Origin of the sequence: Sphingomonas paucimobilis NBRC 13935 (assembly GCF_000739895.2) — a bacterium.
Lineage (GTDB): Bacteria > Pseudomonadota > Alphaproteobacteria > Sphingomonadales > Sphingomonadaceae > Sphingomonas > Sphingomonas paucimobilis.
The window spans coordinates 367,949-392,932 of record NZ_BBJS01000014.1 but is presented as its reverse complement, the minus strand read 5'-3'; the positions used below and the strand labels follow the sequence as shown (position 1 = coordinate 392,932).

Genomic DNA, 24,984 nt, shown 5'->3' with positions numbered 1-24,984 from the left:
AAGGAGATACGCGATGCAGGTGCCGCATAACAGCTTCGTGCTGGTCGTCGATGGCCGCAAGAGCCTGTTCTTCCGCAACGAAGGGGATGCCCAATATCCCAATCTGACCGTCGAACATGCCGTCGAGCACCCCAATCCCGCCGATCGCGATCAAAAGACCGACAGGGCCGGGAGCGCGTCCTCGACACAGAGTGGCGCAGGCGCGCCGGCGATCGCGCGCGGCGGATCGAATCAGGCGGGCGGCGGCGGGCAGGGCGCCCAGTTCGCCCCGTCACGCGGATCGATGGGCGAGGCCGACTATCACCAACAGGAAGAGGACCGCTTCGCCGCCGAGACCGCCGAGATGCTGAAGCGCCGTGCGATGGCGAATGAGTTCGAATCGCTGATCGTCGTCGCGCCGCCCAAGATGCTGGGCGAGCTGCGCAAACATTATCACAAGGAAGTCACCGATCGTCTGGTCGGCGAACTGGCCAAGGACCTGACCGGGCATCCGGTGCCCGAGATCGAGGCCGCGCTGCAAAAGGCGTAACGCGGCCCTTCCGATGGGCGGCGCGTCAGCGCGCCTTGGCGAGCCGCCGCCGGATCACCAGCGCCGCCGCCGCGCCGCCGAACAACAACACCATCGGTGGCGCGGGCACCGGGGTCGGCGGACCACCGGTCGAATTGCCCGAAGACGAGGCACTGCTGGCGGAGGATGCGCTCGACGCGCTCGAGGCCGAACTGGCCGACGAACCATTGGACGACCAGCCATCGCTGCTCGACCCATAGCCGCTCGACGAGGCGGACGAGGTCGATGACGCGCTCGAGGTCGAGGTACTGACATCGCCCGACGACGAACTGGTCGACGACACATTGCCCGAAGACGAGGTGCTGCTGACACCGCCGGTCGAGGTCGATGATCCGCCGGTGGATGTGGACGAACCTCCGGTGGAGGTCGACGAACCACCCGATCCGCCCGATGCCGATGAGGTTGAGCTCGACCCGCCGCTGCTGGTCGAGGAGACGACGACATTGCCGTTCGATCCGCCGCCAAAGCCGAAACCGCCGCCGAAGCCGCCCCCGAAACCTCCGCCAAAGCCACCGCCCCAGCCGCCACCCCAACCGCCGATCACGGCCGGAACATAACCACCGCCGCTGACGACCGGCGGTGCAGCGGCGGGCAGCGGCACGGGGATGGGCGGGGACTGCGTCGTCACGGTGACGACGGTTGGTGGGGGCGTCGAGGTGGTGACCGTCCGGCGCGTCACGACCCGACGCACGGGCTTGGCCGGAACCCGGCGATGGACGATCTTTCGGCCGGGCTTGGTCTGCTTGACCACGGCCGGACGCTTGGGGCTCTCGACCATGTGCACGGCCCCACCGCCGATCACGGCGCCTCCCGCTGCACAGGCGGTCAGCTTCGCCAGGGCCATTCGCACGGACATTGTCACTTCCTCATACGTGCAGCCGAATGGCGCGGCCTTCCGGCGCGTCCAAGGCTCTTTCAGTCATTCCCCTGTCATCACACTGACCAAAAAAGATTTAAGGGCCAAGCGCGATATTCGCCGCTGCGTTCAGTAATGGGATTCGGGTACGGCATCCCATCCGGGCCGGGTGACGGGCATATGGCGTGTGCCAGATGCCTCCACCGGCGGGTCATCCGCCTTTTTCGAGATTCGGGTGTGGAAAATCGTTTGCCGACCGACAGTTCGTCCATATCCCGTTCACTTCGCAACTTTATTATCAAAATGATTAGTACGACGAAATGCCGGTCGCTTGCGGCAAGTGGTGGCACCGACTATAGGCGCTCTGGACCATCAGGGGGCGGCTCCGAGGACGCGGTGCAAAGTGTCGCGCCGACGGGCCCTTTGGGAGAGTGGTATGGCGACGGTGTTTGATCGCATGACGGATTCCACGGGCCCGGATGTGGCCAATGATCTAGATGAAAATTACCGTCCCAGCGCGGACGAGCCGTTCATGAGCCTGCAGCAGCAGGCTTATTTCCGGCGCAAATTGCTAAACTGGAAGGACTCGATCCAGCGGGAGGCGCAGGGAACCCTGTCGCAATTGCAGATTGATTCGTTGCGCGAACCCGATCTGACCGATCGCGCTTCGAGCGAAACCGACTGGTCGATCGAACTGCGCACCCGCGATCGCCAGCGCAAGCTGATCGCCAAGATCGATGCCGCGCTCCGCCGCCTCGACGAAGGCGAATATGGCTATTGCGAAGTCACTGGAGAGCCGATCAGCCTGGGCCGCCTGGAGGCACGCCCCATCGCGACGATGACGGTCGAAGCGCAGGAGCGGCACGAACGGAACGAGAAGGTGTCGCGAGACGATTGAGCCATGGGGAACGGGCTATCGCTCCGCCGCCGATCGGGGGCGGGGTGGCCCGTTTCTCCCGGTGCGTCGTTTGGCCTTGCGAGCTCCGGGATATTAATGGAATGGCAACCCTATCGCGCGTAACGCATGATCGCGTGAGGAAGAACGGGGCCGCACGGATTTCGATATGGATGCGATGAGGCGCGAGCCCGACACCGGGCCGAACGAGGCAGAGCAGCAGCAGGGCAACCGGGCGCAGCGACGCGACAGCCTGTTGCTGATGGCGGCCGTGACCCTGGCCGGCGACCCAACCTCTCGCGACGTGCGCGTGCGAAATATCTCCGAGGGTGGGCTGATGGCCGAACTGGCGATCCCCGTCGAGATCGGGACCGCCATCATGTTCGATCTGCGCGGCATCGGTCCGGTATCGGGCCGGGTCGCCTGGTGTACCCAAGGTCGCGTAGGCGTGGCCTTCGATCGGCCGATCGATCCCAAGCTCGTCCGCAAGCCGGTTGGCGGCGGAACGACCACGCCCGAATATGCGAAGGCGCCGACGACCCCGCACACGCGATCCTTTCACCGCTAAGGCCCTTTTCCGAGGGGCGGTATCGCAGCCTCGTCGGCATTTTTGCTAAACTTCGCCGATAAGTCGCTCCGCGCTCGTGCGCCTTATGTCGGGACCGAACCCGGATTTCGCGGTCGCCCTCAAATCGGACAATATAGCGGTCGAGCAGCAGGGTTGCCGTTGGGCAGAGATCACCCTCCGCACGCGACCTCAATAAAAAGGCCGCAGCGGGCATGTGCCCGCGCGGCCGGTTATGGATCGATCTGGCGGCGGTCGGTCCGCGCATGGGGTTGTGGTCCGGCCGCCCTAGGCCCCCTCATGAAGCACGGGGCGCCATCGATTGCCGAAGAGGCGTTCCTCTAGATATTCTGGATCTCTTCCTTCAGTCGCAATTTCTGCTTCTTGAGATCGGCAAGGATCGCCGGGTCGGGCATTGGGCGCTGTGATTCGGCGTGGATCTGCCGATCAAGCGTCGCATGCTTGGTTTCCAGGGCCGTTTGATGCGCCGTATGCATAGGGCTTCAACCTCCTGTCCATTGCTAGGGGAATGGAGTAAATCATCAATCGGGCAGATTGTCGCCCTTGATTTTCGTCGAAATCGACCGGCCGAGCCATTTCTCGGGATGACATGCAAATGGCCTCTCGGCCGCCCTTCTTGCCGTGTCCAAGCCCCTCTCGCGCGATCACGCGGGGCTTGCTAGAGGGGGTGCGAGCTCGACAGGGAGGGGCAGGATGGACGTCACGCTGGCACGCGCACGGATCGACATGTTGCGTGTCGAGCATCGCGATCTCGACGATGCGATCGCCGCACTTCTCCAGTCCACGGTTCCTGATCAGTTGCAGATCGCGCGGCTGAAGAAGCGCAAATTGCGGTTGCGCGACGAGCTTGCCGAACTGGAAGATCGCCTGATTCCCGACATCATCGCCTGACCGCTTCGTATCGGGACAGGCGGCTGATCCAGGCTATTGTCGCCTAGTTCCGCATCGTGCGAGCGAAGCAGCTATGCTGCATTCGTCCGATCATGGTCCTTTCCAACGCAAGCTGATCGATGGCCTTTATGCCGAGGTGATGACCCTGGCGGAAACCGCGCGCGGCTATTTCGACGGGATCGGCCGGCAGGATCGTGACGCGCTCGAACCGGTGGCGAGGATCGGCTTTTCCTGCGAGTCGCTGAAGGTCACCACCCGCCTGATGCATGTCATCGCCTGGATACTCACCCAACGCGCGGTGGATGCGGGGGAACTGCCATGGTCCGAATCACGCGATCCCGTCCGCAGGCTGGGCCGTTCGCCCGAGTCGGACGAGGCAGCGGTCGCCGCGCTGCCGCCGCGCGCCGCTGCGCTGACGCAGGCGAGCCTCGACCTTCACCGCCGGGTCGAACGGCTGGATCAGATGGCCGATGAGCCCGTGGCGGAGGTCAGCCCGGTACAGATGCTCCAGGCCCGTCTCGGCGGCGCCTTCTGAGTCCGCCGCCGCCGGATCAGGCTGTCAGTGCCAGCCTTTGGCGGGCGGCGGCATATTGACGGGCAAGGGTGGCGATCCGGTCGGCGGCAGGCTCGATGGCCTCCACCGCGCCGATCCCTTGACCCGCACCCCAGATGTCACGCCACGCCTTGGCGGCCTGTCCGCCACCGAAATCCATCTTTGAGACATCACCCTCGGGCAGATGATCGGGGTCTAGCCCGGCCGCGATGATCGAGGCGCGCAGATAATTGCCATGTACGCCGGTGAACAGGCTGGAATAGACGATATCGCTCGCCCGGCCGTCGACGACGCCTTGCTTATAGGCCTGCGCTGCATTGGCCTCGACCGTCGCGATGAAGGGCGAGCCGATATAGGCGAAGTCGGCGCCCATGGCCTGGGCCGCCAGGATCGCATCCCCCGTGGCGATCGCGCCGGCCAGCGCCAGCGGTCCGTCGAACCATTGCCGGATTTCCTGCACCAGCGCGAAGGGCGAGAGGCGCCCGGCATGACCGCCCGCGCCCGTCGCCACTGCGATCAGGCCATCGGCACCCTTTTCCACCGCCTTGCGCGCGAAACGGTCGTCGATCACGTCATGCAGCGTGATGCCGCCCCAGCCATGGACCCCCGCATTGACGTCCTCGCGCGCGCCCAGCGAAGTAATGACGATCGGCACCTTCCACTTGGCGCAGGTCGCCAGATCGTCCTCCAGCCGGTCGTTGGAGCGGTGGACGATCTGGTTGACGGCAAAGGGCGCGGCCGGGTGATCGGGGTGCGCGCGGTCATGCGCCGCCAGTTCCTCGGTGATCCGATGCAACCATTCGTCGAGCAGGCTGGCGGGTCGGGCGTTGAGCGCGGGGAAGGAGCCGACGATCCCCGCCTTGCACTGTGCGATCACCAGATCGGGATTGGAAATGATGAACAGCGGCGACCCGATCACGGGCAGCGCGAGGCGACTCAAGGCAGCGGGCAGGCTCATGGCTTTACGATAACGTAAACGGAAAGTGTGTCCAGCCTGCCTCCGGTCGATGCGATGGGATATTATGACATGAGTGACATTTGCTTTGAGCGGGGGAGGGCGTAGAGCTTGGCCATTCCAGAATGAAAGGCCTTGATCCCGATGAAGTCCGCCCTTTCGGTCCTCCTTGCCTTGACCGTGTCCACGCCTGCGCTGGCGGCAGGCCAATTGCCGCAGACGGTGGCGCCGGTCCTCTATGACATCACCATTCGCCCCGACGCCAAGGCGCTGACCTTCTCCGGCGAGGAGACGGTAGAGATCGACGTGCGTCAGGCGACCGCCACGATCGTGCTGAACGCTGCCGACCTGACCATCACCCGTGCGACGTTCGACGGCAAGTCGGTCCCCTTCGCGCTCGACAAGGCGGCGCAGACATTGACGCTCACCCTGCCGCAGGCCGCGACGGTCGGCCGGCACAAGGTGGGGTTTGCGTGGACCGGCACGATCAACCGCTCGGCCAATGGCCTGTTCGCGATCGACTATACCAACGCCGACGGCACGCCCGACCGGATGCTGGCGACCCAGTTCGAGGCGCCCGACGCGCGCCGCTTCGCGCCGATGTGGGACGAGCCCGCCTTCAAGGCCAAGTTTCGCCTGACCGCCACCGCGCCCAAGGGGCAGCGCGCGATCAGCAACATGCCCGCCGCCTCGATCACGCCCCAGGCAGACGGCAGCCAGCTCTATCGCTTCGACGAGACGCCAGTGATGTCGAGCTATCTGCTCTATTTCGGCTCAGGGAATCTGGATCGGAAGACGGTGGATGCGAACGGCGTCCAGATCGGCGTGGTCAGCCGCAAGGGCGTAGTCGACCAGGGCGATTATTCGCTGGGCGCCGCAACCAAGCTGCTGAGCTATTACAATGATTATTTCGGCACGCCCTATCCGCTGCCCAAGATGGATATGATCGCCGGGCCGGGCTCCAGCCAGTTCTTCGGCGCGATGGAGAATTGGGGCGCGATCTTCTATTTCGAGAACGAGCTGCTCTTCGATCCTAAGGTGATGAGCGAGAGCAATCGCCAGCGTATCCATACGGTCGTCGCGCATGAAATGGCGCACCAATGGTTCGGCGACCTCGTCACGCCGCGCTGGTGGGACGACCTCTGGCTGAACGAGGGCTTCGCGTCGTGGATGGAGGGCAAGGCTTCCAACGACCTGAATCCGAGCTGGGAGGCGGCCGCCGCCAGCGTCGCGGGCGAACGCGAGTCGGCGATGGGGATCGACGCGACCAGCGCCACCCATCCGATCATTCGCAAGGTCGAGACCGTCGACCAGATCGGTGAGGCGTTCGACAGCATCACCTATCTGAAGGGCCAGGCGGTGATCGGGATGCTCGAGTCCACGCTGGGCGCGGACACGTTCCGCAAGGGCATCCGCGCCTATATGGCCAAGTATAAGTATCAGAATACCGTCACCAACCAGCTTTGGGCGGAGCTGTCCAAGGCGTCGGGCACCAATGTCGTGACAATCGCCAACGACTTCACGCTGCAGGGCGGCGTGCCGCTGATCACCATGGCGGGCAGCCGTTGCGAGGGCGGCAAGACGGTCGCAATGCTCAGCCAGGGCCGTTTCGGCCTGGATGAGGCGTCCAAGGCGCCGCAGACCTGGCATGTGCCGATCCGCGTCGCGACGATCGGCGGTGGTGAAACCAGTGCGGTCGTCACCGGCGCGGCCCCGACGCCGGTCAGCGTCGGCGGGTGCGGGGCACTGGTGCTGAACCGGGGCAAGGGGTCCTATACGCGCGTCATGTATGACGATGCCGGCCATGCCGCGATCGTGCGCGATTATGCCAAGCTGTCGCTCGAGGACCGCCTGGGCACGCTGGGCGACGATTATGCGCTGGCGGCGGGCGGCTATCAGAATCTCAGCCGCTGGTTCGACCTGATGGCGAAGGTCCAGCCCGAGGCCGATCCGCTGGAATGGCAAACGGTGGCGGGCGAACTGGCACGGCTCGACGGCCTTTACGAAGGTACGCCGCTTGAAAAGCCGTTGCGCGCGAAGGTCGCCGCCATCCTGTCGCCGGTGCTGGCGCGGATCGGGTTCGAGCCCAAGCCCGATGACAGCGCGCTCGTCTCCAATCTGCGCGAGACGCTGATCGGGCGGCTGGGTACCAGCGGCGATGCGATGGTCGCGGCGCGGGCCCGCGGCTATGTGGCGGCCCTCGCCAAGAATCCCAACGCCATTCCGGGCGCGATCCGCCAGCCGATCCTGGCGACCTATGCCACCCGCGCGACGCCCGCCGAGTGGGACAAGCTGCTCGACCTCGCCAAGGCCGAGCGCAATCCGGTGGTCAAGAACCGCTATGTCTCGCTGCTGGGCTCGGCCGAGGATGAGAGCGCGGCGCGCCGGGCACTCAACCTTCTGAAGAGCGACACCTTCACCCCGCCGCAGCGCGCGGCGCTGCTCCGCTCCATCGCGGGCGCGCATTCGGACATGGCGTTCGACTGGGCGGTGGCCAACAAGTCGCTGGTCGACAGCTTCCTGGAGGAAAGCAACCGCGCGACCTTCATTGTCGGGTTGGGCGCGGGCTCGAACGATCCGGCCATGCCGGGCAAGATCGAAAGCTGGGCCGCCGCCAACCTGCCCGAGGGCTCGCGCGGCGGGGCCAAACGCTCCATCTCGCAAATCGCGGTGCGCAAGGCGGTGGCCGACCGGCTGAAGCCCGCGGTCGAGGCTTGGCTGGCGCGCTGATCCTGCGTCGGTTCTGCCCCTCCACCGTCCGGCCTTGCCAAGTGGTGGAGGGGTGAGGGCAAGCGAAGCGCTTGCCTTGCCGTCGAAAACGCGGAACGATGACGCTCCCGTCATTCACATGCGAGCGCTCCGTGATCCGCAACACTCTGGTCCTCCTTTTCGCCGCCACCGCCCTGACCGCGCCGCTTGCCGCGCAGGAGGAGGGGGAGAAGAAGGGCGGATCACATGCCGAGGCGGCCAAGGCGGAAGCTGAAGCCGCCTGGGCCCGCGCCCCGATCGAGGAGGCCGAGGTCCGCCACCGCGACAGCGTGACGATTGGCGGCCGCAACTATCCTTACATCGCCTCTGCCGGCACGCTGACCGTGCGCGATATCGAGGGGAAGCCGACCGCCTCGATGTTCTACACCGCCTATACGCTGGACGGTGTGAAGCCGGGGACCAAGCGGCCGGTGACGTTCCTGTACAATGGCGGGCCGGGCTCTCCTTCCTTCTGGCTGCGCATGGGGTCGTTCGCGCCGATCCGCATTCGTACCACCAGCCCCGAATTCGTCCGCCCCGCGCCCTATGATGTCGGGCCCAATCCGGACTCGCTGCTCGACAAGACCGACCTCGTCTTCCTCGACGCGATCGGCTCGGGCTATTCGCGGCCGCTGGGTGATATGAAGCCCGCGCAGTTCTATGGCGTGGACGAGGATGTCGATGTCTTTGCCGGCGCGATCCAGCGTTACGTCACCAAATATGGCCGCTGGATGAGCCCCAAATTCCTGCTCGGCGAAAGCTATGGCACGCTGCGTTCGGGCGCGCTGGCCTATCAGTTGCAGGAGCGGGGCATGGCGCTGAACGGCGTGGTGCTGCTCAGCTCGATCATGAATTACGGTTATCGCCAGCCGGGGCTCGATCAGGTCTATCTGAATTACCTGCCCAGCTATGCGGCGACCGCCTGGTATCACAATCGTCTGACCGACCGTCCGGCCGATGTGGCGACCGTAGTGGCACAGGCGCGTGCCTTTGCGGTGGGGCCCTATATGTCGGCGCTCGCCAAGGGCCAGTCCATCTCGCCGCAGGAGCGCGACCAGATCGCCGAGCAGATGAGCCGGTTGATCGGCTTGTCGCCCGAGTTCATCAAGCGCGCGAACTTGCGCATCGACCTGCCGCGTTTCCAAAAGGAACTGTTGCGCGGGCAGGCGCGGACGGTGGGCCGGTTCGACTCGCGCTATCTGGGCATCGACACCGACGCGGCCGGCGAGCGGCCCGAGACGGATGCCTCTTCGGACGCGATTTCAGGGGCTTATATCGCATCCTTCCAAGATTACCTGCAGTCCACGCTCGGTTATAAGACCGAACTACCCTATCGCTTGTCGGCGCGGGATGCGGCGGGATGGACCTGGAATTGGAAGCACAAGGCGCCCGACGGCTCCCAGAACAATCCCAACACCGCGATCGACCTTGGCGCTGCGATGCGGGCCAACCCGTATCTGAAGGTGCTGTCGATGAACGGCTATTACGACATGGCGACGCCGTTCTTCGGGACCGAGAACGATCTGGGCCATATGATGCTGGAGCCGGCGCAGCAGGCCAATTTGCAGTTCACCTATTATCCGGCGGGGCACATGACCTATCTGAACCCCGATGCATTGCGGAGCATGAAAGCGGATCTGGCGCGCTGGTATGACGAAGCAGTGAGCGATGCGAAGTCATCGACCCCGCCGGTGCCGCCTTCGGGACAGGGGGCAGGGGCTTTGGACCGGCGATCAAACTGATCGAGCGCGATGGCGGTCGGGGAGCGAAGATGAGCACCGTACCGGAGCAGGATGCGTCTCAGCATTGTCGCTACCCGACCCGCCTGAAATGGCTGCATCGCATCGGCTATGGAACCACGGCGCTGGTGGCTATCCAAATTCTGGTCATCATTGGCACCGCTTGCTGGCTTCAGTGGGAGGAGGCTCATCGTTCCCGAACGTGGTTGGCGCTGTCCAAGACGCAGGAGGGGCCAGTCAAGCCAGACGCTCGCCTGCCGAATGATGATATGCTGGATTATCTCAGGCGGTTGCCCCCGATCACGGGCTTGCACGGGAATGGCTTTCGTTTCGTCGTCACACCCAGTTTTAGCCAAAGCGATTATGCCTTTACCCTCTCATTTACGCAGGGAGCGAAGCGGGCAGAGGGCGTACTTTATATATTCGGCACCCGAACGCCTGACGCAGTCACTCAACGCCGAGCCTTCACGGTTCCGGCATGGAATTATCGCCGATATGCGGAGGTGATGGATCAGCTGACCGATGGCTGGCCCGGTGCCGATGAGGGGTGCGCCGATGGGGCGCCGGTCGCATTCGAGCGGCTCAGGGGGGAGCGGGTGACGTCGGGGCGCGGCAATTGCAGCCCCCATTACGATCGGGTCAAACGGCTCAATCTCGCGCTGATACGACGGTTCGCTCCGGGACCCGACCTGCCGACCGAACACGATTGGTATCGCCCCTTTCCGGAGGATCGTTGATCTGGAATAGGGGGAGTAATGGTGGACGCACTTGGGCTCGAACCAAGGACCCGCTGATTAAGAGTCAGCTGCTCTACCAACTGAGCTATGCGTCCGATGTCGATTTCGACATGGCGGGGAGCGGTGTCCCCGGCTGGTGGCGCGCTGTTAGCCGAGCATGTCCGACCTGCCAAGAGGGTTTTTGACATTTTTCTTGCGGCCGGGATCGACGCTCCGATCCCGGCCGATCCGTGGCTCAATAACCGACGGTGAAGCGCTGGCGGATATGGCGCGGCTGTTCGATCTCGTCGGCCAGGGCGATCGCATAGTCCTCATAAGAGATGCTGCTGCCCTGTTCGTTGGACAGGAGCGTATCGGTGCCCAGCCGGAACACGCCCGTTCGCTCGCCCGGTACGAACAGCGCCGAGGGGGAGAGGAAAGTCCATTCCAGATCGTCGGCCTGGCGAAGCAGATCGAGGAAGGTGACGGCGGCGCTGGCTTCGGGCTTATATTCGTCCGGAAAGCCCGGCTGGTCGATCAGTCGCTGGCCGGGCGCGACCTCCAGGCTGCCGGCGCCGCCGACGACCAGAAAGCGCCGCACGCCCGACGCGCGGACGGTGTCGATCAGGCTTTGCGCATCGGTCGGGGCGAAGGGCAGGGCGCTGACGACCGCGTCATGGCCCCGCAGCGTTTCGGCCAGAGCATCCGGCTTGGCCGCATCGCCGGTCACCGCCGTCGCACCCGGCTGGGCGGCAATGCGTTCGGGCTGACGGGCGATGGCGGTGATCGCGTGCCCGCGATCCGACAATTCCTTCAGGATGCGCGAGCCGACATTGCCCGAGGCTCCAATCAACGTGATCTTCATGGCTTTTCTTTCGTCTTGACCATGCGGTCCATTTTGTAGACCGTTGAGCTATGCCGTGCCATGCGACCTCACAAGACGTCATTTTCGAGGGACCGGGTCACACCGATGTGACCGCCCCGCGACCCATGCTGACGGGCGAGGGCGGCTGTCCGATCCGCGACGTACTCGACCGGATCGGCGATCAGTGGAGCCTGTTGGTGCTGGCCGCGCTGGAGCCCGAGACTCTGCGCTTCAACACGCTGCTGCGCCGGATCGGGGATGTGTCGAAGCAGATGCTGTCGCGCACGCTGCGACGGTTGGAGGAGGATGGCTTTGTCGAGCGTACCGTCTATCCGGAGGTGCCGCCGCGCGTCGAATATCGGCTGACCGAATTGGGGCGGTCGTTTCTGGAGCCGATGCGCGGGCTGATCCGCTGGGCCGATGCCCATCAGTCGGAGGTGGAGGCGGCACGGGTGGCCTATCGGGCAACGAGATGACGAAAAGGGGTGCCGCCGCCCATGGTGACCCCCCTCTCCGATAGCGGCCTTCATTAGGAAGGCGGGACGCCCGTCAGGCGATGTGAACCGCCTTGGTGATCATATGGTTGGCGATGCCCTCGGGGCCATCCTCCGAGCCATAGCCGCTTTCCTTGACCCCGCCGAACGGCGCATCGCCCCAGCTCAGGCGGACGGTGTTGATCGCGACCATGCCGGCCTCGATCTCGTCGCCCAACTGGTTCTGGCGGCGGCCATTTTCGGTGAAGCAATAGGCCCCCAGGCCGAAGGGCAGGCGGTTGGCTTCCGCAATCGCATCCTCGGTGGTGGCGAAGGGGCGAATGAGCGCGATCGGGCCGAAGGGCTCGTCGTTCATCGCCTGCGCCTCCAGCGAGACATCGGCAAGGACGGTGGGCGAGAAGAAGAAGCCTTCGCCGCCCTTGGCCTCGCCGCCGGTCAGCATCCGCGCGCCGTTCTTCACCGCATCCTCGATCATCGCGCCGATCGCCTCGGGACGGCGAGGATTGGCCATGGGGCCCATCTGCGTCTCCGACGACAGGCCGTCACCGATCTTCAGCGCGGCGGCGCGCTCGGCAAAGCCCTTGGCGAAGCGCTCGTAAATGCCCTCCTGCACATGGAAGCGAGTGGGCGCGACGCAGACCTGGCCGGCATTGCGGAACTTGTGGGTGACGAGCAGGTCGAGCGTCTTGTCGAGGTCGCAATCGTCGAACACCAGCACCGGGCCATGACCGCCCAGCTCCATGGTCGACTTCATTACCGTGTCGGCAGCGAGCTTGAGCAGATGCTTGCCGACCGGCACCGAGCCGGTGAAGCTGAGCTTGCGCGTGACCGGCGAGGCGAGCAGGTGGCGCGACACGGCATCGGGCACGCCGAAAACGAGCTGTGCGACATCACCGGGCAGGCCGGCATCCTGGAAACAGCGCATGATCGCGATAGCGCTGGCCGGCGTTTCTTCGCTGGGCTTGAGGATCACCGAGCAACCCGCTGCGATCGCGGGCGAAAGCTTGCGGACGGGGTTCATCACAGGGAAGTTCCAGGCACAGAAGGCCGCCACCGGACCAACCGGCTGGTGCAGCACCAGCGAGCGGGTCCCGGTCGGGCGGGGTAGGACGCGGCCATAGGTCCGCACCGCTTCGCCCGCATGGAAATCGAGCAGCGCGGCGGTGGCGGCGACTTCACCGCGCGCCTCGACGATCGGCTTGCCCTCCTCCAGGGTGGCGAGGCGGGCAAGCTCCTCGGCGCGTTCGCGGACCAGCGCGGCGGTGCGGTGGAGGACGGCTGCCCGCTCCTGCGGTGCGGTCTTGCGCCACTGATCGAAGCCGCGCGCGGCAGCCTCCAATGCGCGGTCCATGTCTGCGGTGGTCGCCAGCGGCAGGTCGCCCAGCGGCTGGCCGGTTGCGGGGTTCAGTACGGCCTGGGTGTCGCGCCCTTCCGGACCCAGCCATTCCCCGGCGATGTACAGGCCGTTCTTCACGTCAAATTGCTGGGCGGTCATGCGCGTCCTTTCCGATAGTCTGGCGATGATGCGCGCGGGAGATCGGCCTTCCGCGCCGGACATGCAAGATGCCATGCGGACGGAGCGGGGCAGGGCCGAGATCGGGCGCGCTGTCGATTTTCCGGTGTGCGGTGGCGCCGTTTCGCCGGCTTTGGTGTTTCGGCATTTGCCAGCGGGTGACAGCGCGGGCATTGAAACCATCGGCAACCGGGGAGATTGCATTGCGGGTCGGACAGGAATGCTGGCGGATCGAACAGGCCGACAGGATGGCGGTGATCGTCGACGCGGAGAATTATTTCCGGATGGCGCGCCGCGCGATGCTGAACGCGCGGCGGCAGATCCTGCTGATCGGTTGGGATTTCGACGCGCGGATCGTGCTCGACCATGACGAGGCACCCAACGAGTCGCTGGGCGATTTCATCTACTCGCTGGTCCAGCGGCAGTCTGATCTCGAAATTTTCCTGCTCCGTTGGGATACGGGTGCGATCAAATCGATGTTCCGCGGTCGCACCTTCTTCACCGTGATGAAGTGGATGGCGCACAAGCGCATCCATACCAAGCTGGACGGCCATCATCCGGTCGCGGCCTCGCATCACCAGAAGATCGTCATCATCGACGACCAACTCGCCTTTTGCGGCGGCATCGACATGACCGGCGATCGCTGGGACACGCGCGCGCATCTCGACAAAGACCCCGGCCGCAAGCGGCCTGGGGGGCAGCCCTACAAACCCTGGCACGATGCGATCAGCGCGGTCGAGGGGCCGGTCACCCATGCGCTGGGCGAGCTGTTCCGCCAGCGCTGGCATGCGGCGGGGGGCAAGCATATGGCCCCGGCGGTGCCGGGCGCGAGCTGCTGGCCGGAGGGGTTGGAGGCGGACTTCACCGACCAGCCCGTCGCGATCGCGCGCACCATGCCCGAGATGGAAGACCAGGCGCCCGTCCATGAGAATGAAGCGCTGTTCCTGGCGCAGATCGCGCGGGCCGAGCGGCACGTCTATATCGAGAGCCAGTATTTCGCCTCACGCCGCGTGGCGGAGGCGATTGCGCGGCGGCTGGATGAGGAGGACGGACCGGAGTTCGTCATCGTCAATCCGCTGACCGCGCAAGGCTGGCTGGAGCCGATCGCGATGGACACGGCGCGCGCGCGGCTGGTGGAGGCTTTGCGACGGCGCGACCGTCATGGCCGGCTGCGGCTCTATCATCCGTTCACGGCGGATGGCGAGGCGATCTACTGCCATGCCAAGATCCTGATTGCGGACGACCGCGTGTTCCGGCTGGGGTCGTCCAATCTCAACAATCGGTCGATGCGGCTCGATACCGAATGCGACCTTGCGCTGGCGGTCGAGGCGGGCAGCGCTGCGGCGCAGCGGATCACCGCCATTCGGGATGATTTGCTCGCCGAGCATCTAGGAGTGGCACCGGCGACGGTGTCCGAGACTTTCGCGCGGACCGGATCGCTGATCGCCACGGTGGAAACATTGCGCGGCACCGAGGGACGCACGCTGCGCCCCTATGAGGTGCCGGACCTGTCGAGTGTCGAGGAATGGCTGGCCGATAACGAGGTGCTCGATCCCGAAGGGCCCGACGAGATGTTCGAGGCGCTCAGTGCTCGCAAGGGTCTGTTCCGGCGATTGCGGCGGCGCTGATGGGCGACGTCGTCAATTTCCGCCAAGCCCGCAAGGCGCGGGCCCGGCAGGCCGCCGAGCAACAGGCCAGCGAGAACCGGGCACGCTTCGGTCGGACCAAGGCGGAAAAACAGCGTGATGCGACGGAGAAGGATCGCTTGCAGAAGGAACTGGACGGGGCAAAGCGCGAGAATTGAGACATAGAACGTCTCATCAACACCCTCACCCTTCCGGCGGTTCGCGCCTCCTCTCCCCTGATGGGAAAGGAAAGGTACCCACTCACCGCAGGTGAGCGGGGAGGGTAGCTGGACTACCGTCGCAGAGATGTCAGCGCGCCGTGGCGAACCAGATGGTGTGTGTCGCGCCCTTGCCGTTCTCGCGCGCCCGTACCTTGACCTCATCGACCGCGAAGCCGGCGCGGCCAAGCCGCCTGGTGAAGACGGGATCGGGCGCGGCGGACCAGATGGCCAGAACGCCACCCGGACGCAGTGCGAGACGCGCCTCATCAAGGCCACGCGCCGAGTAAAGCCCGTCATTGGCCGGACGGGTCAGCCCGTCCGGGCCATTGTCGACGTCGAGTAGGATCGCATCATATTGCCCGCGCCCGGCATAGATCGCATTGCCGACATCCCCCATGGCGAGCGTCACGCGGGGATCGTCCAGGCATCCGTCGGTCAGCGCGGCCATCGGGCCACGCGCCCATTCGATGATACCCGGCACCAGTTCCGCCACCGTCACCTGCGCCCTGGGGCCCAGACGCGCCAGCACGGCCCGCAGCGTGAAGCCCATGCCATAGCCGCCGATCAGCAGATGCGGGGCAGGGCGGTCGCTGAGGCGGTCGCAGGTCATGGTGCCCAGTGCGACTTCCGAGCCGCTCATCCGCGTGCTCATCAGCTCGTTGCGGTCGAGCACGATCATGAAATCGCCGCCACGACGAAACAGTCGCAGCGGTTCGCCGCCGGGCACCTCGGCGACGCCCAGCAGCTCGCGCGGGGTCATTTGCCCTGGCGGGCCTTGCGCGCGGCATAGCGCGCGTCGCGCGCCGCCTTCAGTTCAGCGGCGGTCGGGACGACGGGCGGGCGTGCGGCGGCAGCGGCAGCCTCTGCGGCGGTTTCGGCCTCGGCCTGTGCCTTGGCGCGGGCTTCTTCGCGAGCGGCCTTTTCCTGCTCGATCGCCGCCTTGTGCGCGGCGCGGCGTTCGGCTTCGGCCGCCGCCTTGGCTTCGCGGGCTGCGGCGCGAGCGGCGACGACCGCCGGGTCGGGCGCGGCCTTGTTGCGCAGACGCTCGAGCGCCGCTGCCTTGGCCTCGCGCGAGGCCGCTGCACGATCGGAGAAACCGGGAACCTTATAGCCTGCCATCAATCATCTATCCCGCTGGAGGGGGCCCGAGGGCCTCAATGCACAACGGCCCCGCGATTGTTCGCGGAGCCGTTGGAGAAACTGGTGGACGCACTTGGGCTCGAACCAAGGACCCGCTGATTAAGAGTCAGCTGCTCTACCAACTGAGCTATGCGTCCATTTGCCACGATGGAAGCGTGGGTCTTGCGACCCGCTTCGCGATCGGGAGGCGCGCCTTTAGCATTGGCTTCCCGCTTTGCAAATGCTTTTTCGGGGAAAAGCCGCTTTTTTCCTTCACCAGCGGGTGGAGCGACGATTTTCCCGGTCGATCGCCATCAGGATGCCCAGGCATAGCAGCACGGTCATCTGCGACGAACCGCCATAGCTGACCAGCGGCAGCGGAATGCCGACCACGGGGGCCAAGCCCATCACCATCATCAGATTGACCATGACGTAGATGAAGATGGTCGTGGACAGGCCGGCGGCGGTCAGCCGGGCGAAGCGATTGGGCGCCGCCTGCGCGACGTTGAGGCCCCAGCGGATGACCAGCAGGAAGGCGAGGATCAGGAAGCATCCGCCGACCAGCCCCCATTCCTCCGCCATGGTGGCGAAGACGAAGTCGGTATGGCCCTCTGGCAGATAATCGAGATGGCTCTGGGTGCCGTTCAGGAACCCCTTGCCGAAGATGCCCCCCGATCCGATCGCGATCTTGGACTGGCTGATATGATAGCCGGTGCCGAGCGGATCGCTTTCGGGATCCAGGAAGATCAGAACGCGGTTGCGCTGATAATCGTGAAGCACGAAATTGACCGCGAGCGGGGCCAGCACCGCCAGCGCCATCGCTCCGCCGATGAACAGGCGAAGCGGCACCCCGGCCAGGAACATCACGGTCGCGCCGCCCGCACAGATCATCAGCGCGGTTCCCAGATCGGGCTGTTTCATCACCAGCGCGGCGGGCACGGCGATCATCGCCGCGACGGGCCATATGCCGGAGAAGCGCCTTGTCTCTGCTGGTGGCATCAATTCATAGAAGCGCGCGGCCCCCAGGACGATGAACAGCTTCATCAGTTCGGACGGCTGGAGCCGGATAAACCCGACGTCCAGCCATCGCTGGCTGCCCCCGCGCACCGCGCCGAGCAATTCCACCAGCACCAGCGCGACCACCAGGATCAGATAGCCCGGTATCGCGATCCGCCGCCATAGATCGAGCGGCAGGCGCGACAGCACGAGCGACCCGGCGAGCAGCACGAAGAAGCGCACTCCTTGCGGCTTGGCCCAAGGGGTCAGCGAACCGCCGGCGGCCGAATAGAGGACGACCAGTCCGAAACAACCGATCGCCATGACCAGCAGAATGACCCGCCAAGGCAGTTGGGCAATGGGTTCGGGGATGATCCGCGGCCCGCTCATGGATTGGGCTCCGCCGTGTCGGCGCGGGGTTCGTTCGGGCTGGTCGCCATCGCCTCGGCCTGTGCGTCGGCGACGTTCGTCGCGGCTTCGACGGCGGGTGCGTCGGTGGCGGCGCCGGCATCGGTCTTGGTCGCTACCGAGGCGGGCTTGGGAGACTGGGCGGCGCGATAGGCGGCTTCTTCCGCCCGCATCCGCGTCATGATGTCGCCGCCCCAGGTCGGCTCACCTTCCGCCAGCGAGGCCAGCGCACGGTCGCGGTCGAACAGATAGGTCATGATGTCGCGGCCGATCAGTGGCGCGTCGAGGTTGCGCACGGTGTGGCCATTATGCTCCAGCACCACCGCGGCGGCATAACGCGGATTGTCCGCCGGTGCGAAGCATACCAGCAGGGCGTGGTCGCGCAGCTTGAAGGGCAATTGGCCGTTCTTCAGAACGCCTATCCGTCGCTCGGCCATGGTGATGCGGCGCACCTGGGCGGTGCCGGTCTTGGCGGCGAGCGACACGCCCGGCACCAGCATCCGCGCGGCGCCCCCGGTGCCCCCCTGATTGACCACGCCGAACATGGCATCGCGCACCACCGCCAGATGCTCGGACGCGACCGGCAGGGCAGGCGAGTCGAGATGAACCTGATGTGCGAGCAGGCTGGGCTGCAAATGTCGGCCCGAGGCGATCCGCGCCGCCATCACCGCCAGTTGGAGCGGATTGGCCAGCACATAGCCTTGACCGATCGAGGCGTTCAAGCCATCGGCCACGGTCCATTTTGTCTTATATTTCTTCAGCTTCCAGGCGGAATCGGGCACTGTGCCGTAACGTTGCGTATTGAGCGGCATGTCGAATTTCTGGCCCAGCCCCAGCATCCGCGCGACCGGCGCGATCTGGTCATAGCCCATGCGCCGGATCATCTCGTAGAAATAGATGTCGCAGCTCTGCTCGATCGCGCCCTTCAGGTTGAGCGCGCCGTGACCGCCCCGCTTGTGGCAGTGGAAGACGCCGGTGCCGACCCGCATCGCGCCGGTGCAGAGCACCCGGTCGTCCGCGCCCACGCCCGCTTCGAGCAGGGCCAAGCCGTTCATCGGCTTGACGGTGGAGCCCGGCGGATACAGCCCCTGCGTCACCTTGTTCATCAAGGGCACATGGTCGTTTTCCGACAGCATCGCCCACTCCAAGTGGCTGATCCCGTCCGAGAAGCTGTTCGGATCATAGGCGGGCATCGACACCATCGCGAGCGTCTCACCGGTGCGGCAGTCGAGCACCACCGCCGATCCCGAATTGGTGCCGAGCCGGCGCGCGGCATATTCCTGTAGCCCCGCATCGATGGTCAGGCGGATATTGTGGCCCGGGGTATCCGGACGAGTGGCGAGTTCGGCCACGACCTTGCCGCGCGCCGTCACTTCGACACGCTTGGCGCCGGGCTTGCCGCGCAATTGCGGCTCTAGCATCTTTTCCAGCCCGTCCTTGCCCAGCTTGAAGCCGGGGGTGACGAGCAGCTGGTCGTGGGTTTCCTTGAACTGCTCGGCGGTGGGCGTACCGACATAGCCGGTTAGATGCGCGACTGCCGGTCCAGCGGGATAGAAGCGCGCAAAGCCGCGCGTCGGCTGCACGCCCGGCAATTCGGGCAGCCGCACGCTGATCGCGGCGAACCGGTCCCAGTCCAGCCGCTCGGCGACCTGCACCGGCTGGAACCCGGCGGCATGTTCGAGGTCGAGCCGGATGCGCTCCATCGCCTCGTCATCGAGCTTCAGGATCTGGCGGAGCAGGCCGAGCACTCGGTCCTTGTCCTCCAGCCGGTCGGGGATGATGTCGACGCGGAAATCGGTGCGATTGTTGGCGATGGGAAGCCCGTGCCGATCGATCAGCCAGCCGCGACGCGGCGGGATCATCGTCGTGTTGACCCGGTTGCTTTCGGAAAGAAGATTGTACTTCTCGTTCTGCGCGATCGACAGCCAGGCCATGCGGCCGGCCAGCATCAGGCCGACGGCTCCCTGCGCCGCGCTCAGCACGAAGGCGCGCCGTGAGAAGCTATAGGCCTGCGCGGCCTCGGTCATGATCCGCCCGGGGCGATCCATGTTAGGCCCCTACCTCATTTCGCCCGCGTTTGCGATCGATCCACGCGACCAAGCGGGTCGCCATCGGGAAAAGCAGGATGGTGATCACGATCTGGATGATCAGCGGCGCATCGACCTGCGCGCCCACCGGCACCGCGATGAAGCGGCCAGCAATCAGGCAAAAGGCGATGGCGCCGCTGGCGATCAGCCAATCCTGCCAGAAATCGCGAAAGACCAGCCGATGCTCGAACAGGTCGATGGCGAGCGAGGTCAGCGACCAGAGCAGCATGGCCGAACCTAGCGGCTGCCCCGACAGCAGATCGTCGAACAGGCCCAGCGGCGCGGCGGCCCAGAGGCGCAAGGCGAAGCGCGCGACCAGACGCCAGGCGAGCAGCATCAGCAAACCCGTCGGCGGTTGTAACGGCACAATCGCCACCACCGGCACGATGGCGACGAGCGAACCGGCCATCACGGTCAGCCAGGGCAGCGCGCGGGCGCGTGACGGGGGCAGTCCGGGGTCGAAGGGGTTATAATGGTCGAGGGTCACGGCCGAGGTGCCGGCGCTGGTGGCGGCATCGGCATGAAGGCGCGCTGAACGATCGCGAAATCGAGCGTGTCGGGATGGCTGAACGGCCGCGCGACGGCGACGTCGCCACCGGCGGTCTCGATGCGGGCGACAGGAATATTGGGCGCGTAAAGGCCGCCGGTGCCGGAGGTCACGAACAACTCGCCCTTGGCCAGCCGGACATTGGTGGCGACCGAGCGCACATCGAGCGTGCCGTCGCCGCGCCCGACCGCAATGGCCGGCATACCGTCGCGGGTACGACGCACGGGGACGATGCTTTCCGGATCGGTCAGCAACAGGACACGCGCCGCCGCCGGCCCCGCCTCGGTCACGCGGCCGACCAGTCCCTCGGGCCCCCGCACCGCCATGCCGGGGGTGACGCCCTGCCAACGACCGGCGTTGAGCAGCGCGAAGCGGCGGCCGCTCGATCCGGTCGAACTGACCAGCCGAGCGACCGCGACGGTGTCCGGCGTCCGGTCGCGCACCGCCAGCAAACGGCGCAGGCGACGATTGTCATAGGCGATGGTGCGCGCCGTCTGGAGCAGCTTGCGCGACTGTTCCAGTTCCTGGCGCAGTCGGTCATTCTCGGCATGGACGAAGAAATAATGGCCGATCGTCGCGGGGATGTCGTTGACCGCATCGCCGACCGCGACGAACGCGCCCGAGATCGGCGCGGTCGCGCTGCCCAGCGTCATGCGCAGCGCGCCAAAGGCGGGCGGGTTGAAGGTTGATGCGACAAGCAGCACCGCCCCCACCACCGCACCCGCCACCGCGAGCACATAGGCCAGGAAAGCTCCATATTGCCGCCGTCGCGAGAAACCGGTGCGACGGTCGCGGGCGGGCGCCATGCGCCGGTCCCCTTATGCTGGAGGTTAGCCGTTCAGCAGGACGCCGCGGTACATCGGGTCTTCCAGCGCGCGGCCGGTGCCCAGCGCGACGCAGGTCAGCGGGTCCTCCGCGACCGTCACCGGCAAGCCGGTCTCGTCGCGCAGCACCTCGTCCAGCCCTTCGAGCAACGCGCCGCCGCCGGTCAGGACGATGCCCTGGTCGACGATATCGGCCGCCAGTTCGGGGGCGGTGTTCTCGAGCGCGACACGGACGCCCTCAACGATGGTCGCCACCGGTTCGGACAGCGCTTCGGCAATTTGGCCCTGGTTGATCGAGATTTCCTTGGGGACCCCGTTGACCAGGTCGCGACCCTTGATCTGGATCGTCACGCCGATGCCGTCGGCCGGCGGACGCGCGATGCCGACTTCCTGCTTGATCCGCTCGGCAGTGGCTTCGCCGATCAGCAGATTGTGGTTGCGGCGGACATAGGAGACGATCGACTCGTCCATCTTGTCACCGCCGACGCGGACCGAGGTCGTATAGGCAAGGCCTCGGAGCGACAGCACCGCGACTTCGGTCGTGCCGCCGCCGATATCGACAACCATCGAGCCGATCGGCTCGGTGACGGGCATGTCGGCACCGATCGCGGCGGCCATCGGCTCCTCGATCAGGAAGACCTGGCTGGCCCCGGCGTTCGACGCGGCGTCGCGGATCGCGCGGCGCTCGACCTTGGTCGAACCCGACGGCACGCAGATCACGATCTCGGGCCAGCGCGCGAACTTGCGCGGGCCATGCACCTTCAGAATGAAATGCTTGATCATCTGCTCCGCGACGTCGATGTCGGCGATCACGCCGTCGCGGAGCGGGCGGATGGCCTCGATATTGCCGGGCGTCTTGCCCATCATCAGCTTGGCGTCGTCGCCGACCGCCTTCACCTTCTTGATGCCGTTGATCGTTTCGACCGCGACGACGGACGGCTCGTTCAGCACGATGCCGCGTCCGCGGACATAGACCACCGTGTTGGCGGTGCCGAGGTCGATCGCCATGTCTTGCGACATGAATTTCAGGAAGCGGGGCAGGGGCATCGAGGCTTTCGTTCCGTCTGTGGACCGGGTGGGCGTGACTCATATCCCGAACCGCCGCCAAGAGCCGTCACAGGCGCCTGCACCGTCATTTGCGGGGTCGCGGGATGCCGTCGCTTGGGCTAGGGTTTGCCGCATGTCAATACGGCGTCTGCCTCCGCATCTCGTCAATCGTATCGCAGCCGGTGAAGTGGTCGAAAGGCCCGCCAGTGCGTTGAAGGAACTGGTCGAAAATTCGATCGACGCCGGCGCCACCCGGATCGCCATCGTCCTTGTCCAGGGTGGGATCGGTCGGATCGAGGTGGCCGATGACGGATGCGGCATGTCGGCCGACGATATGGCGCTGGCGCTGGAGCGGCATTGTACCTCCAAGCTGCCCGACGAAGCGATCGAAGCCGTCCTAACCCTCGGTTTTCGCGGCGAAGCCCTGCCGTCGATCGCCAGCGTGGCGCGGGTGACGATCGAGAGCCGCCCGGCAGGGAGCGACGGCTGGAGCCGCGTCGTCGACAATGGCGAGGTGCTGCGCGACGGCCCCGCCGCCGTGCCGCCGGGGACCCGCATCGTGGTGGAGGACCTGTTCGCGCGCGTTCCTGCGCGGCGCAAATTCTTGCGCTCGCCACGGTCCGAATATGCCGCCTGCCTGGATATGGTCCGCCGCCTGGCCATGGCACGGCCTGACATCGCCTTCACGCTGGAGCATGATGGCCGGCGTGTCCTGACGGTGCCGGGGGGCGAGGAGCGACCGGGGCGAGTCGCCGGACTGACCGACCGGGCGCTTGCTGAGAATTCGGTGGCGATTGACTGGGTGCGGGACATGGTCAGCCTGGGCGGCGTCGCGGGATTGCCGACCTTCAACCGGGGAATCGCCGACCATCAATATCTGTTCGTCAACGGCCGCCCGGTACGCGACCGATTGCTTATGGGTGCAATTCGAGGGGCTTATGCCGAGATGTTGCCACGCGATCGTCATGCGGTCGTGGCGCTCTTCCTCGACATGCCGCCGTCCGAGGTCGATGTGAATGTCCACCCCGCCAAGACCGAGGTGCGCTTTCGTGACCCTGCGCTGATTCGTGGCATGATCGTCTCGGGCCTGCGCCGCGCGCTGGATGAAGCCGGGCATCGCAGTGTCCAGCGGCCGCCGGACTCGGCCTTGGCGATGTGGCAGACCGAAGCCGTGGGTGAGGCCGGGGCGTTCCCGCCGGCCCCCGCAGCGCCTCTGCCCAGGGATGGCTGGGGCCCCGCCGCGCCCGAGACGCGGGTCATGGAGCGGCAGTCGCTCTTCGCGCCCCGTCCAGGCTTCATGGCGCCCCCGCCGCTGGCGCGCGCCGAGGCCGCCCATGCGCCGCCGCCCGAGGTCCGCCAATTTCCGATGGGCGTGGCGCGCGGGCAGGTTGCCAAGACCTATATCGTCGCAGAGGCCGAGGACGGCTTGGTTCTGGTCGATCAGCATGCCGCGCATGAGCGGCTGGTGCTGGAGCGGATGCGCGCCGCGCTGACTGGAGGACGGGTCGCGTCGCAGGCGATGCTGATCCCCGAAGTCGTCGAACTGGATGAACCCGCCTGTGACCGGCTGGAAGCACGTGCAGAGGAACTCGCGGAATTCGGCCTCGACCTCGAACGCTTCGGCCCGACCGCGATGCTGGTCCGTTCCACGCCTGCGCTGCTGGGGCAGAGCGATCCCAAGGGGCTGGTGAGCGATCTGGCCGATGAGCTGGCCGCGTTCGATCAGGCACTATCCTTGCGCGAACGGCTGGATCATGTTGCCGCGACAATGGCTTGCCACGGCTCGGTCCGCGCGGGTCGCATCCTGTCAGTCGCCGAGATGAATGCACTGCTCCGCGAAATGGAGGTCACGCCGCACTCGGGCCAGTGCAACCATGGTCGCCCGACCTGGGTGAAATTGCAGCACGGCGATATCGAGAAGCTGTTCGGGCGGAAGTGAAGGGCGAGCGGGTGGGGTTGGTCCATTCCCATTTCGCGCCCCGCTGTGAAGTCGCTAGGCTGCCCCCCTTCAACCGAGCGGAAAGGCGATCATGCAGCAGGCTCCTATCGTCACCCTCATTCTTGGTCTTGTCACCGCGATCATCACCGCAGTCACGCTGATCGCGACGAAGGAAAACAAGATCAGCGAATTTCGTCAGTCCTGGATCGATGGCCAGCGCGCCGATCTAGCGGCCGCGATTGCGGCGGCGCAGGGCTTTTGCGCAACGCTGGAGGCCGAAGAGCGCGGGCGGTGGCTGGCAGAGTTCCATGCGGCACGTACGCGGATCGCGCTGCGGGAGCGGCCGGGCGGTGAGGAATGGCGCGAGGTGCTGGCCGCGCTCGACCGGATCGGAGCGATGCTCGCCGCGCGGCGGATCGATCGAGCGGTGCTGCGTGAAGCGACGGCGGTGATCGAAAGCGCAGGTCGGGTGCCGTTGAAACGGCACTGGGAACGGGTGAAGGCGGGCGAACGGGGCTTTCAAATCTTCAAGGCGGTATTCCAGGCCTGTCTGGGATTTCTGGCCGCAGTCGGCGTTTTCGTAGCCTTCAATACCTCACGAACGGTTCCGCCGACCCATGGACAGCAAGCCCTCCCGATGAAACGCTAAAAAGTCACCGATCAGGGCAAATTCTGCTTGATTTAGGCTAGTTCGGCGCTTGAACACGCGTTGAACCGATATCATAGAGCGATGAGTCGAGAAATTTCACGTTTCAGCGTTCACCGTAACGAAACTTTTGCACTTGGCCGTGT

Annotated in this window: 25 protein-coding genes and 2 tRNA genes; 13 read left to right on the top strand and 14 right to left on the bottom strand. The window is 65.7% G+C overall.

Annotated features, from left to right (window positions below; all coding sequences use genetic code 11):
• Window positions 1–13: 13 nt before the first annotated feature.
• Entirely contained in the window at window positions 14–529 is a 516-nt protein-coding gene (locus SP6_RS06440; RefSeq protein WP_007403368.1) for a host attachment family protein, read from the top strand.
• 25 nt (window positions 530–554) lie between these two features.
• On the opposite strand, the gene SP6_RS21335 is transcribed toward SP6_RS06440, so the two are convergent.
• Window positions 555–1,424: a hypothetical protein gene (locus SP6_RS21335; RefSeq protein WP_037567439.1), complete on the bottom strand. Its 870-nt coding sequence runs from the start codon at window positions 1,422–1,424 to the stop codon at window positions 555–557.
• Between the two features lie 436 nt (window positions 1,425–1,860).
• Here SP6_RS21335 and dksA point away from each other — a divergent pair, with 436 nt between their 5' ends.
• Together dksA and SP6_RS06425 are read left to right on the top strand one after the other, a co-directional pair.
• Window positions 1,861–2,322, top strand: a complete 462-nt coding sequence (dksA, locus tag SP6_RS06430) for an RNA polymerase-binding protein DksA (protein WP_037567440.1) — start codon at window positions 1,861–1,863, stop codon at window positions 2,320–2,322.
• A gap of 166 nt (window positions 2,323–2,488) precedes the next feature.
• Window positions 2,489–2,887, top strand: coding sequence for a PilZ domain-containing protein (locus SP6_RS06425; RefSeq protein WP_007403334.1), 399 nt, complete (start codon window positions 2,489–2,491; stop codon window positions 2,885–2,887).
• A 338-nt stretch (window positions 2,888–3,225) separates the two neighbouring features.
• On the opposite strand, the gene SP6_RS20285 is transcribed toward SP6_RS06425, so the two are convergent.
• Window positions 3,226–3,381 (bottom strand): YdcH family protein, encoded by a 156-nt coding sequence (locus SP6_RS20285; protein ID WP_007403222.1) that lies wholly within the window; start codon window positions 3,379–3,381, stop codon window positions 3,226–3,228.
• Between the two features lie 217 nt (window positions 3,382–3,598).
• Between SP6_RS20285 and SP6_RS06420 the strand changes: the two genes are divergently transcribed.
• Together SP6_RS06420 and SP6_RS06415 are read left to right on the top strand one after the other, a co-directional pair.
• Window positions 3,599–3,796 carry a YdcH family protein gene (locus SP6_RS06420; RefSeq protein ID WP_007403260.1) on the top strand — a complete coding sequence of 66 codons (198 nt, stop codon included), beginning with the start codon at window positions 3,599–3,601 and terminating at the stop codon, window positions 3,794–3,796.
• Between the two features lie 73 nt (window positions 3,797–3,869).
• Entirely contained in the window at window positions 3,870–4,331 is a 462-nt protein-coding gene (locus SP6_RS06415; protein ID WP_007403515.1) for a DUF1465 family protein, read from the top strand.
• A 16-nt stretch (window positions 4,332–4,347) separates the two neighbouring features.
• On the opposite strand, the gene SP6_RS06410 is transcribed toward SP6_RS06415, so the two are convergent.
• Window positions 4,348–5,307, bottom strand: coding sequence for an NAD(P)H-dependent flavin oxidoreductase (locus SP6_RS06410; protein WP_037567441.1), 960 nt, complete (start codon window positions 5,305–5,307; stop codon window positions 4,348–4,350).
• Between the two features lie 141 nt (window positions 5,308–5,448).
• Between SP6_RS06410 and SP6_RS06405 the strand changes: the two genes are divergently transcribed.
• The 3 genes from SP6_RS06405 (at window position 5,449) to SP6_RS20010 (ending at window position 10,528) form a co-directional block, all read left to right on the top strand.
• Entirely contained in the window at window positions 5,449–8,034 is a 2,586-nt protein-coding gene (locus tag SP6_RS06405) for a M1 family metallopeptidase (protein ID WP_037567443.1), read from the top strand.
• Window positions 8,035–8,165: 131 nt separating this feature from the next.
• The gene (locus SP6_RS06400; protein WP_042468672.1) at window positions 8,166–9,794 is read left to right on the top strand and encodes a S10 family peptidase; all 1,629 of its coding nucleotides are present in this window, start codon (window positions 8,166–8,168) and stop codon (window positions 9,792–9,794) included.
• 29 nt (window positions 9,795–9,823) lie between these two features.
• The gene (locus SP6_RS20010) at window positions 9,824–10,528 is read left to right on the top strand and encodes a hypothetical protein (RefSeq protein ID WP_007403381.1); all 705 of its coding nucleotides are present in this window, start codon (window positions 9,824–9,826) and stop codon (window positions 10,526–10,528) included.
• 19 nt (window positions 10,529–10,547) lie between these two features.
• Here SP6_RS20010 and SP6_RS06390 read toward each other — a convergent pair.
• Both SP6_RS06390 and SP6_RS06385 read right to left on the bottom strand, forming a co-directional pair.
• Window positions 10,548–10,623: transfer RNA gene (locus SP6_RS06390), tRNA-Lys, on the bottom strand.
• A 140-nt stretch (window positions 10,624–10,763) separates the two neighbouring features.
• Complete coding sequence (locus SP6_RS06385; RefSeq protein ID WP_007403294.1) at window positions 10,764–11,372, bottom strand: NAD(P)-dependent oxidoreductase; 609 nt, start codon at window positions 11,370–11,372, stop codon at window positions 10,764–10,766.
• A gap of 107 nt (window positions 11,373–11,479) precedes the next feature.
• On the opposite strand from SP6_RS06385, the gene SP6_RS06380 reads away from it, so the two are divergent.
• Window positions 11,480–11,848, top strand: coding sequence for a winged helix-turn-helix transcriptional regulator (locus tag SP6_RS06380; protein WP_227876617.1), 369 nt, complete (start codon window positions 11,480–11,482; stop codon window positions 11,846–11,848).
• Window positions 11,849–11,921: 73 nt separating this feature from the next.
• Here SP6_RS06380 and SP6_RS06375 read toward each other — a convergent pair whose 3' ends face one another.
• Window positions 11,922–13,361 carry an NAD-dependent succinate-semialdehyde dehydrogenase gene (locus SP6_RS06375; protein WP_037567446.1) on the bottom strand — a complete coding sequence of 480 codons (1,440 nt, stop codon included), beginning with the start codon at window positions 13,359–13,361 and terminating at the stop codon, window positions 11,922–11,924.
• Window positions 13,362–13,627: 266 nt separating this feature from the next.
• On the opposite strand from SP6_RS06375, the gene SP6_RS06370 reads away from it, so the two are divergent.
• A complete protein-coding gene (locus SP6_RS06370; protein WP_042468714.1) occupies window positions 13,628–15,007 on the top strand; it encodes a phospholipase D-like domain-containing protein in 1,380 nt (459 codons plus the stop codon).
• Window positions 15,007–15,183 (top strand): DUF4169 family protein, encoded by a 177-nt coding sequence (locus tag SP6_RS20280; protein WP_007403375.1) that lies wholly within the window; start codon window positions 15,007–15,009, stop codon window positions 15,181–15,183. The genes SP6_RS06370 and SP6_RS20280 overlap by 1 nt, the downstream gene beginning before the upstream one ends.
• A gap of 130 nt (window positions 15,184–15,313) precedes the next feature.
• Here the strand turns inward: SP6_RS20280 and SP6_RS06365 are convergent, their stop codons facing one another.
• From SP6_RS06365 to SP6_RS06330, 8 genes are all read right to left on the bottom strand, one after another.
• Entirely contained in the window at window positions 15,314–15,985 is a 672-nt protein-coding gene (locus tag SP6_RS06365; RefSeq protein WP_007403545.1) for a spermidine synthase, read from the bottom strand.
• Window positions 15,982–16,344: a DUF6481 family protein gene (locus SP6_RS06360; protein WP_037567448.1), complete on the bottom strand. Its 363-nt coding sequence runs from the start codon at window positions 16,342–16,344 to the stop codon at window positions 15,982–15,984. Before SP6_RS06360 ends, SP6_RS06365 begins: the two co-directional genes overlap by 4 nt.
• 82 nt (window positions 16,345–16,426) lie before the next feature.
• A tRNA-Lys gene (locus tag SP6_RS06355) sits at window positions 16,427–16,502 on the bottom strand.
• Window positions 16,503–16,617: 115 nt separating this feature from the next.
• Window positions 16,618–17,730, bottom strand: coding sequence for a rod shape-determining protein RodA (rodA, locus tag SP6_RS06350; RefSeq protein ID WP_007403423.1), 1,113 nt, complete (start codon window positions 17,728–17,730; stop codon window positions 16,618–16,620).
• Entirely contained in the window at window positions 17,727–19,796 is a 2,070-nt protein-coding gene (mrdA, locus tag SP6_RS06345) for a penicillin-binding protein 2 (protein WP_007403497.1), read from the bottom strand. The genes rodA and mrdA overlap by 4 nt, the downstream gene beginning before the upstream one ends.
• A 1-nt stretch (window position 19,797) precedes the next feature.
• A complete protein-coding gene (locus SP6_RS06340) occupies window positions 19,798–20,322 on the bottom strand; it encodes a rod shape-determining protein MreD (RefSeq protein ID WP_007403288.1) in 525 nt (174 codons plus the stop codon).
• The gene (locus tag SP6_RS06335) at window positions 20,319–21,188 is read right to left on the bottom strand and encodes a rod shape-determining protein MreC (RefSeq protein ID WP_007403462.1); all 870 of its coding nucleotides are present in this window, start codon (window positions 21,186–21,188) and stop codon (window positions 20,319–20,321) included. The genes SP6_RS06340 and SP6_RS06335 overlap by 4 nt, the downstream gene beginning before the upstream one ends.
• 24 nt (window positions 21,189–21,212) lie before the next feature.
• A complete protein-coding gene (locus SP6_RS06330; protein WP_007403442.1) occupies window positions 21,213–22,253 on the bottom strand; it encodes a rod shape-determining protein in 1,041 nt (346 codons plus the stop codon).
• Between the two features lie 133 nt (window positions 22,254–22,386).
• Here SP6_RS06330 and mutL point away from each other — a divergent pair, with 133 nt between their 5' ends.
• Together mutL and SP6_RS06320 are read left to right on the top strand one after the other, a co-directional pair.
• Window positions 22,387–24,192, top strand: coding sequence for a DNA mismatch repair endonuclease MutL (gene mutL, locus SP6_RS06325; RefSeq protein ID WP_037567455.1), 1,806 nt, complete (start codon window positions 22,387–22,389; stop codon window positions 24,190–24,192).
• Window positions 24,193–24,283: 91 nt separating this feature from the next.
• Entirely contained in the window at window positions 24,284–24,841 is a 558-nt protein-coding gene (locus SP6_RS06320; protein WP_007403382.1) for a hypothetical protein, read from the top strand.
• Window positions 24,842–24,984 lie beyond the last annotated feature (143 nt).

What these genes read in the sequence shown, in the direction of transcription:
- SP6_RS06415 (WP_007403515.1), top strand. Translation starts at nt 3,870, where the DNA reads ATGCTGCATTCGTCCGATCATGGTCCTTTCCAACGCAAGCTGATCGAT.
- SP6_RS06420 (WP_007403260.1), top strand. Translation starts at nt 3,599, where the DNA reads ATGGACGTCACGCTGGCACGCGCACGGATCGACATGTTGCGTGTCGAG.
- SP6_RS06360 (WP_037567448.1), bottom strand. Translation starts at nt 16,344, where the DNA reads ATGGCAGGCTATAAGGTTCCCGGTTTCTCCGATCGTGCAGCGGCCTCG.
- SP6_RS06335 (WP_007403462.1), bottom strand. Translation starts at nt 21,188, where the DNA reads ATGGCGCCCGCCCGCGACCGTCGCACCGGTTTCTCGCGACGGCGGCAA.
- SP6_RS21335 (WP_037567439.1), bottom strand. Translation starts at nt 1,424, where the DNA reads ATGTCCGTGCGAATGGCCCTGGCGAAGCTGACCGCCTGTGCAGCGGGA.
- mrdA (WP_007403497.1), bottom strand. Translation starts at nt 19,796, where the DNA reads ATGGATCGCCCCGGGCGGATCATGACCGAGGCCGCGCAGGCCTATAGC.
- SP6_RS06385 (WP_007403294.1), bottom strand. Translation starts at nt 11,372, where the DNA reads ATGAAGATCACGTTGATTGGAGCCTCGGGCAATGTCGGCTCGCGCATC.
- SP6_RS20285 (WP_007403222.1), bottom strand. Translation starts at nt 3,381, where the DNA reads ATGCATACGGCGCATCAAACGGCCCTGGAAACCAAGCATGCGACGCTT.
- dksA (WP_037567440.1), top strand. Translation starts at nt 1,861, where the DNA reads ATGGCGACGGTGTTTGATCGCATGACGGATTCCACGGGCCCGGATGTG.
- SP6_RS06375 (WP_037567446.1), bottom strand. Translation starts at nt 13,361, where the DNA reads ATGACCGCCCAGCAATTTGACGTGAAGAACGGCCTGTACATCGCCGGG.
- rodA (WP_007403423.1), bottom strand. Translation starts at nt 17,730, where the DNA reads ATGAGCGGGCCGCGGATCATCCCCGAACCCATTGCCCAACTGCCTTGG.
- SP6_RS06320 (WP_007403382.1), top strand. Translation starts at nt 24,284, where the DNA reads ATGCAGCAGGCTCCTATCGTCACCCTCATTCTTGGTCTTGTCACCGCG.
- SP6_RS06405 (WP_037567443.1), top strand. Translation starts at nt 5,449, where the DNA reads ATGAAGTCCGCCCTTTCGGTCCTCCTTGCCTTGACCGTGTCCACGCCT.
- SP6_RS06425 (WP_007403334.1), top strand. Translation starts at nt 2,489, where the DNA reads ATGGATGCGATGAGGCGCGAGCCCGACACCGGGCCGAACGAGGCAGAG.
- SP6_RS20010 (WP_007403381.1), top strand. Translation starts at nt 9,824, where the DNA reads ATGAGCACCGTACCGGAGCAGGATGCGTCTCAGCATTGTCGCTACCCG.
- SP6_RS06370 (WP_042468714.1), top strand. Translation starts at nt 13,628, where the DNA reads ATGGCGGTGATCGTCGACGCGGAGAATTATTTCCGGATGGCGCGCCGC.
- SP6_RS20280 (WP_007403375.1), top strand. Translation starts at nt 15,007, where the DNA reads ATGGGCGACGTCGTCAATTTCCGCCAAGCCCGCAAGGCGCGGGCCCGG.
- SP6_RS06330 (WP_007403442.1), bottom strand. Translation starts at nt 22,253, where the DNA reads ATGCCCCTGCCCCGCTTCCTGAAATTCATGTCGCAAGACATGGCGATC.
- SP6_RS06365 (WP_007403545.1), bottom strand. Translation starts at nt 15,985, where the DNA reads ATGACCCCGCGCGAGCTGCTGGGCGTCGCCGAGGTGCCCGGCGGCGAA.
- SP6_RS06410 (WP_037567441.1), bottom strand. Translation starts at nt 5,307, where the DNA reads ATGAGCCTGCCCGCTGCCTTGAGTCGCCTCGCGCTGCCCGTGATCGGG.
- SP6_RS06440 (WP_007403368.1), top strand. Translation starts at nt 14, where the DNA reads ATGCAGGTGCCGCATAACAGCTTCGTGCTGGTCGTCGATGGCCGCAAG.
- mutL (WP_037567455.1), top strand. Translation starts at nt 22,387, where the DNA reads ATGTCAATACGGCGTCTGCCTCCGCATCTCGTCAATCGTATCGCAGCC.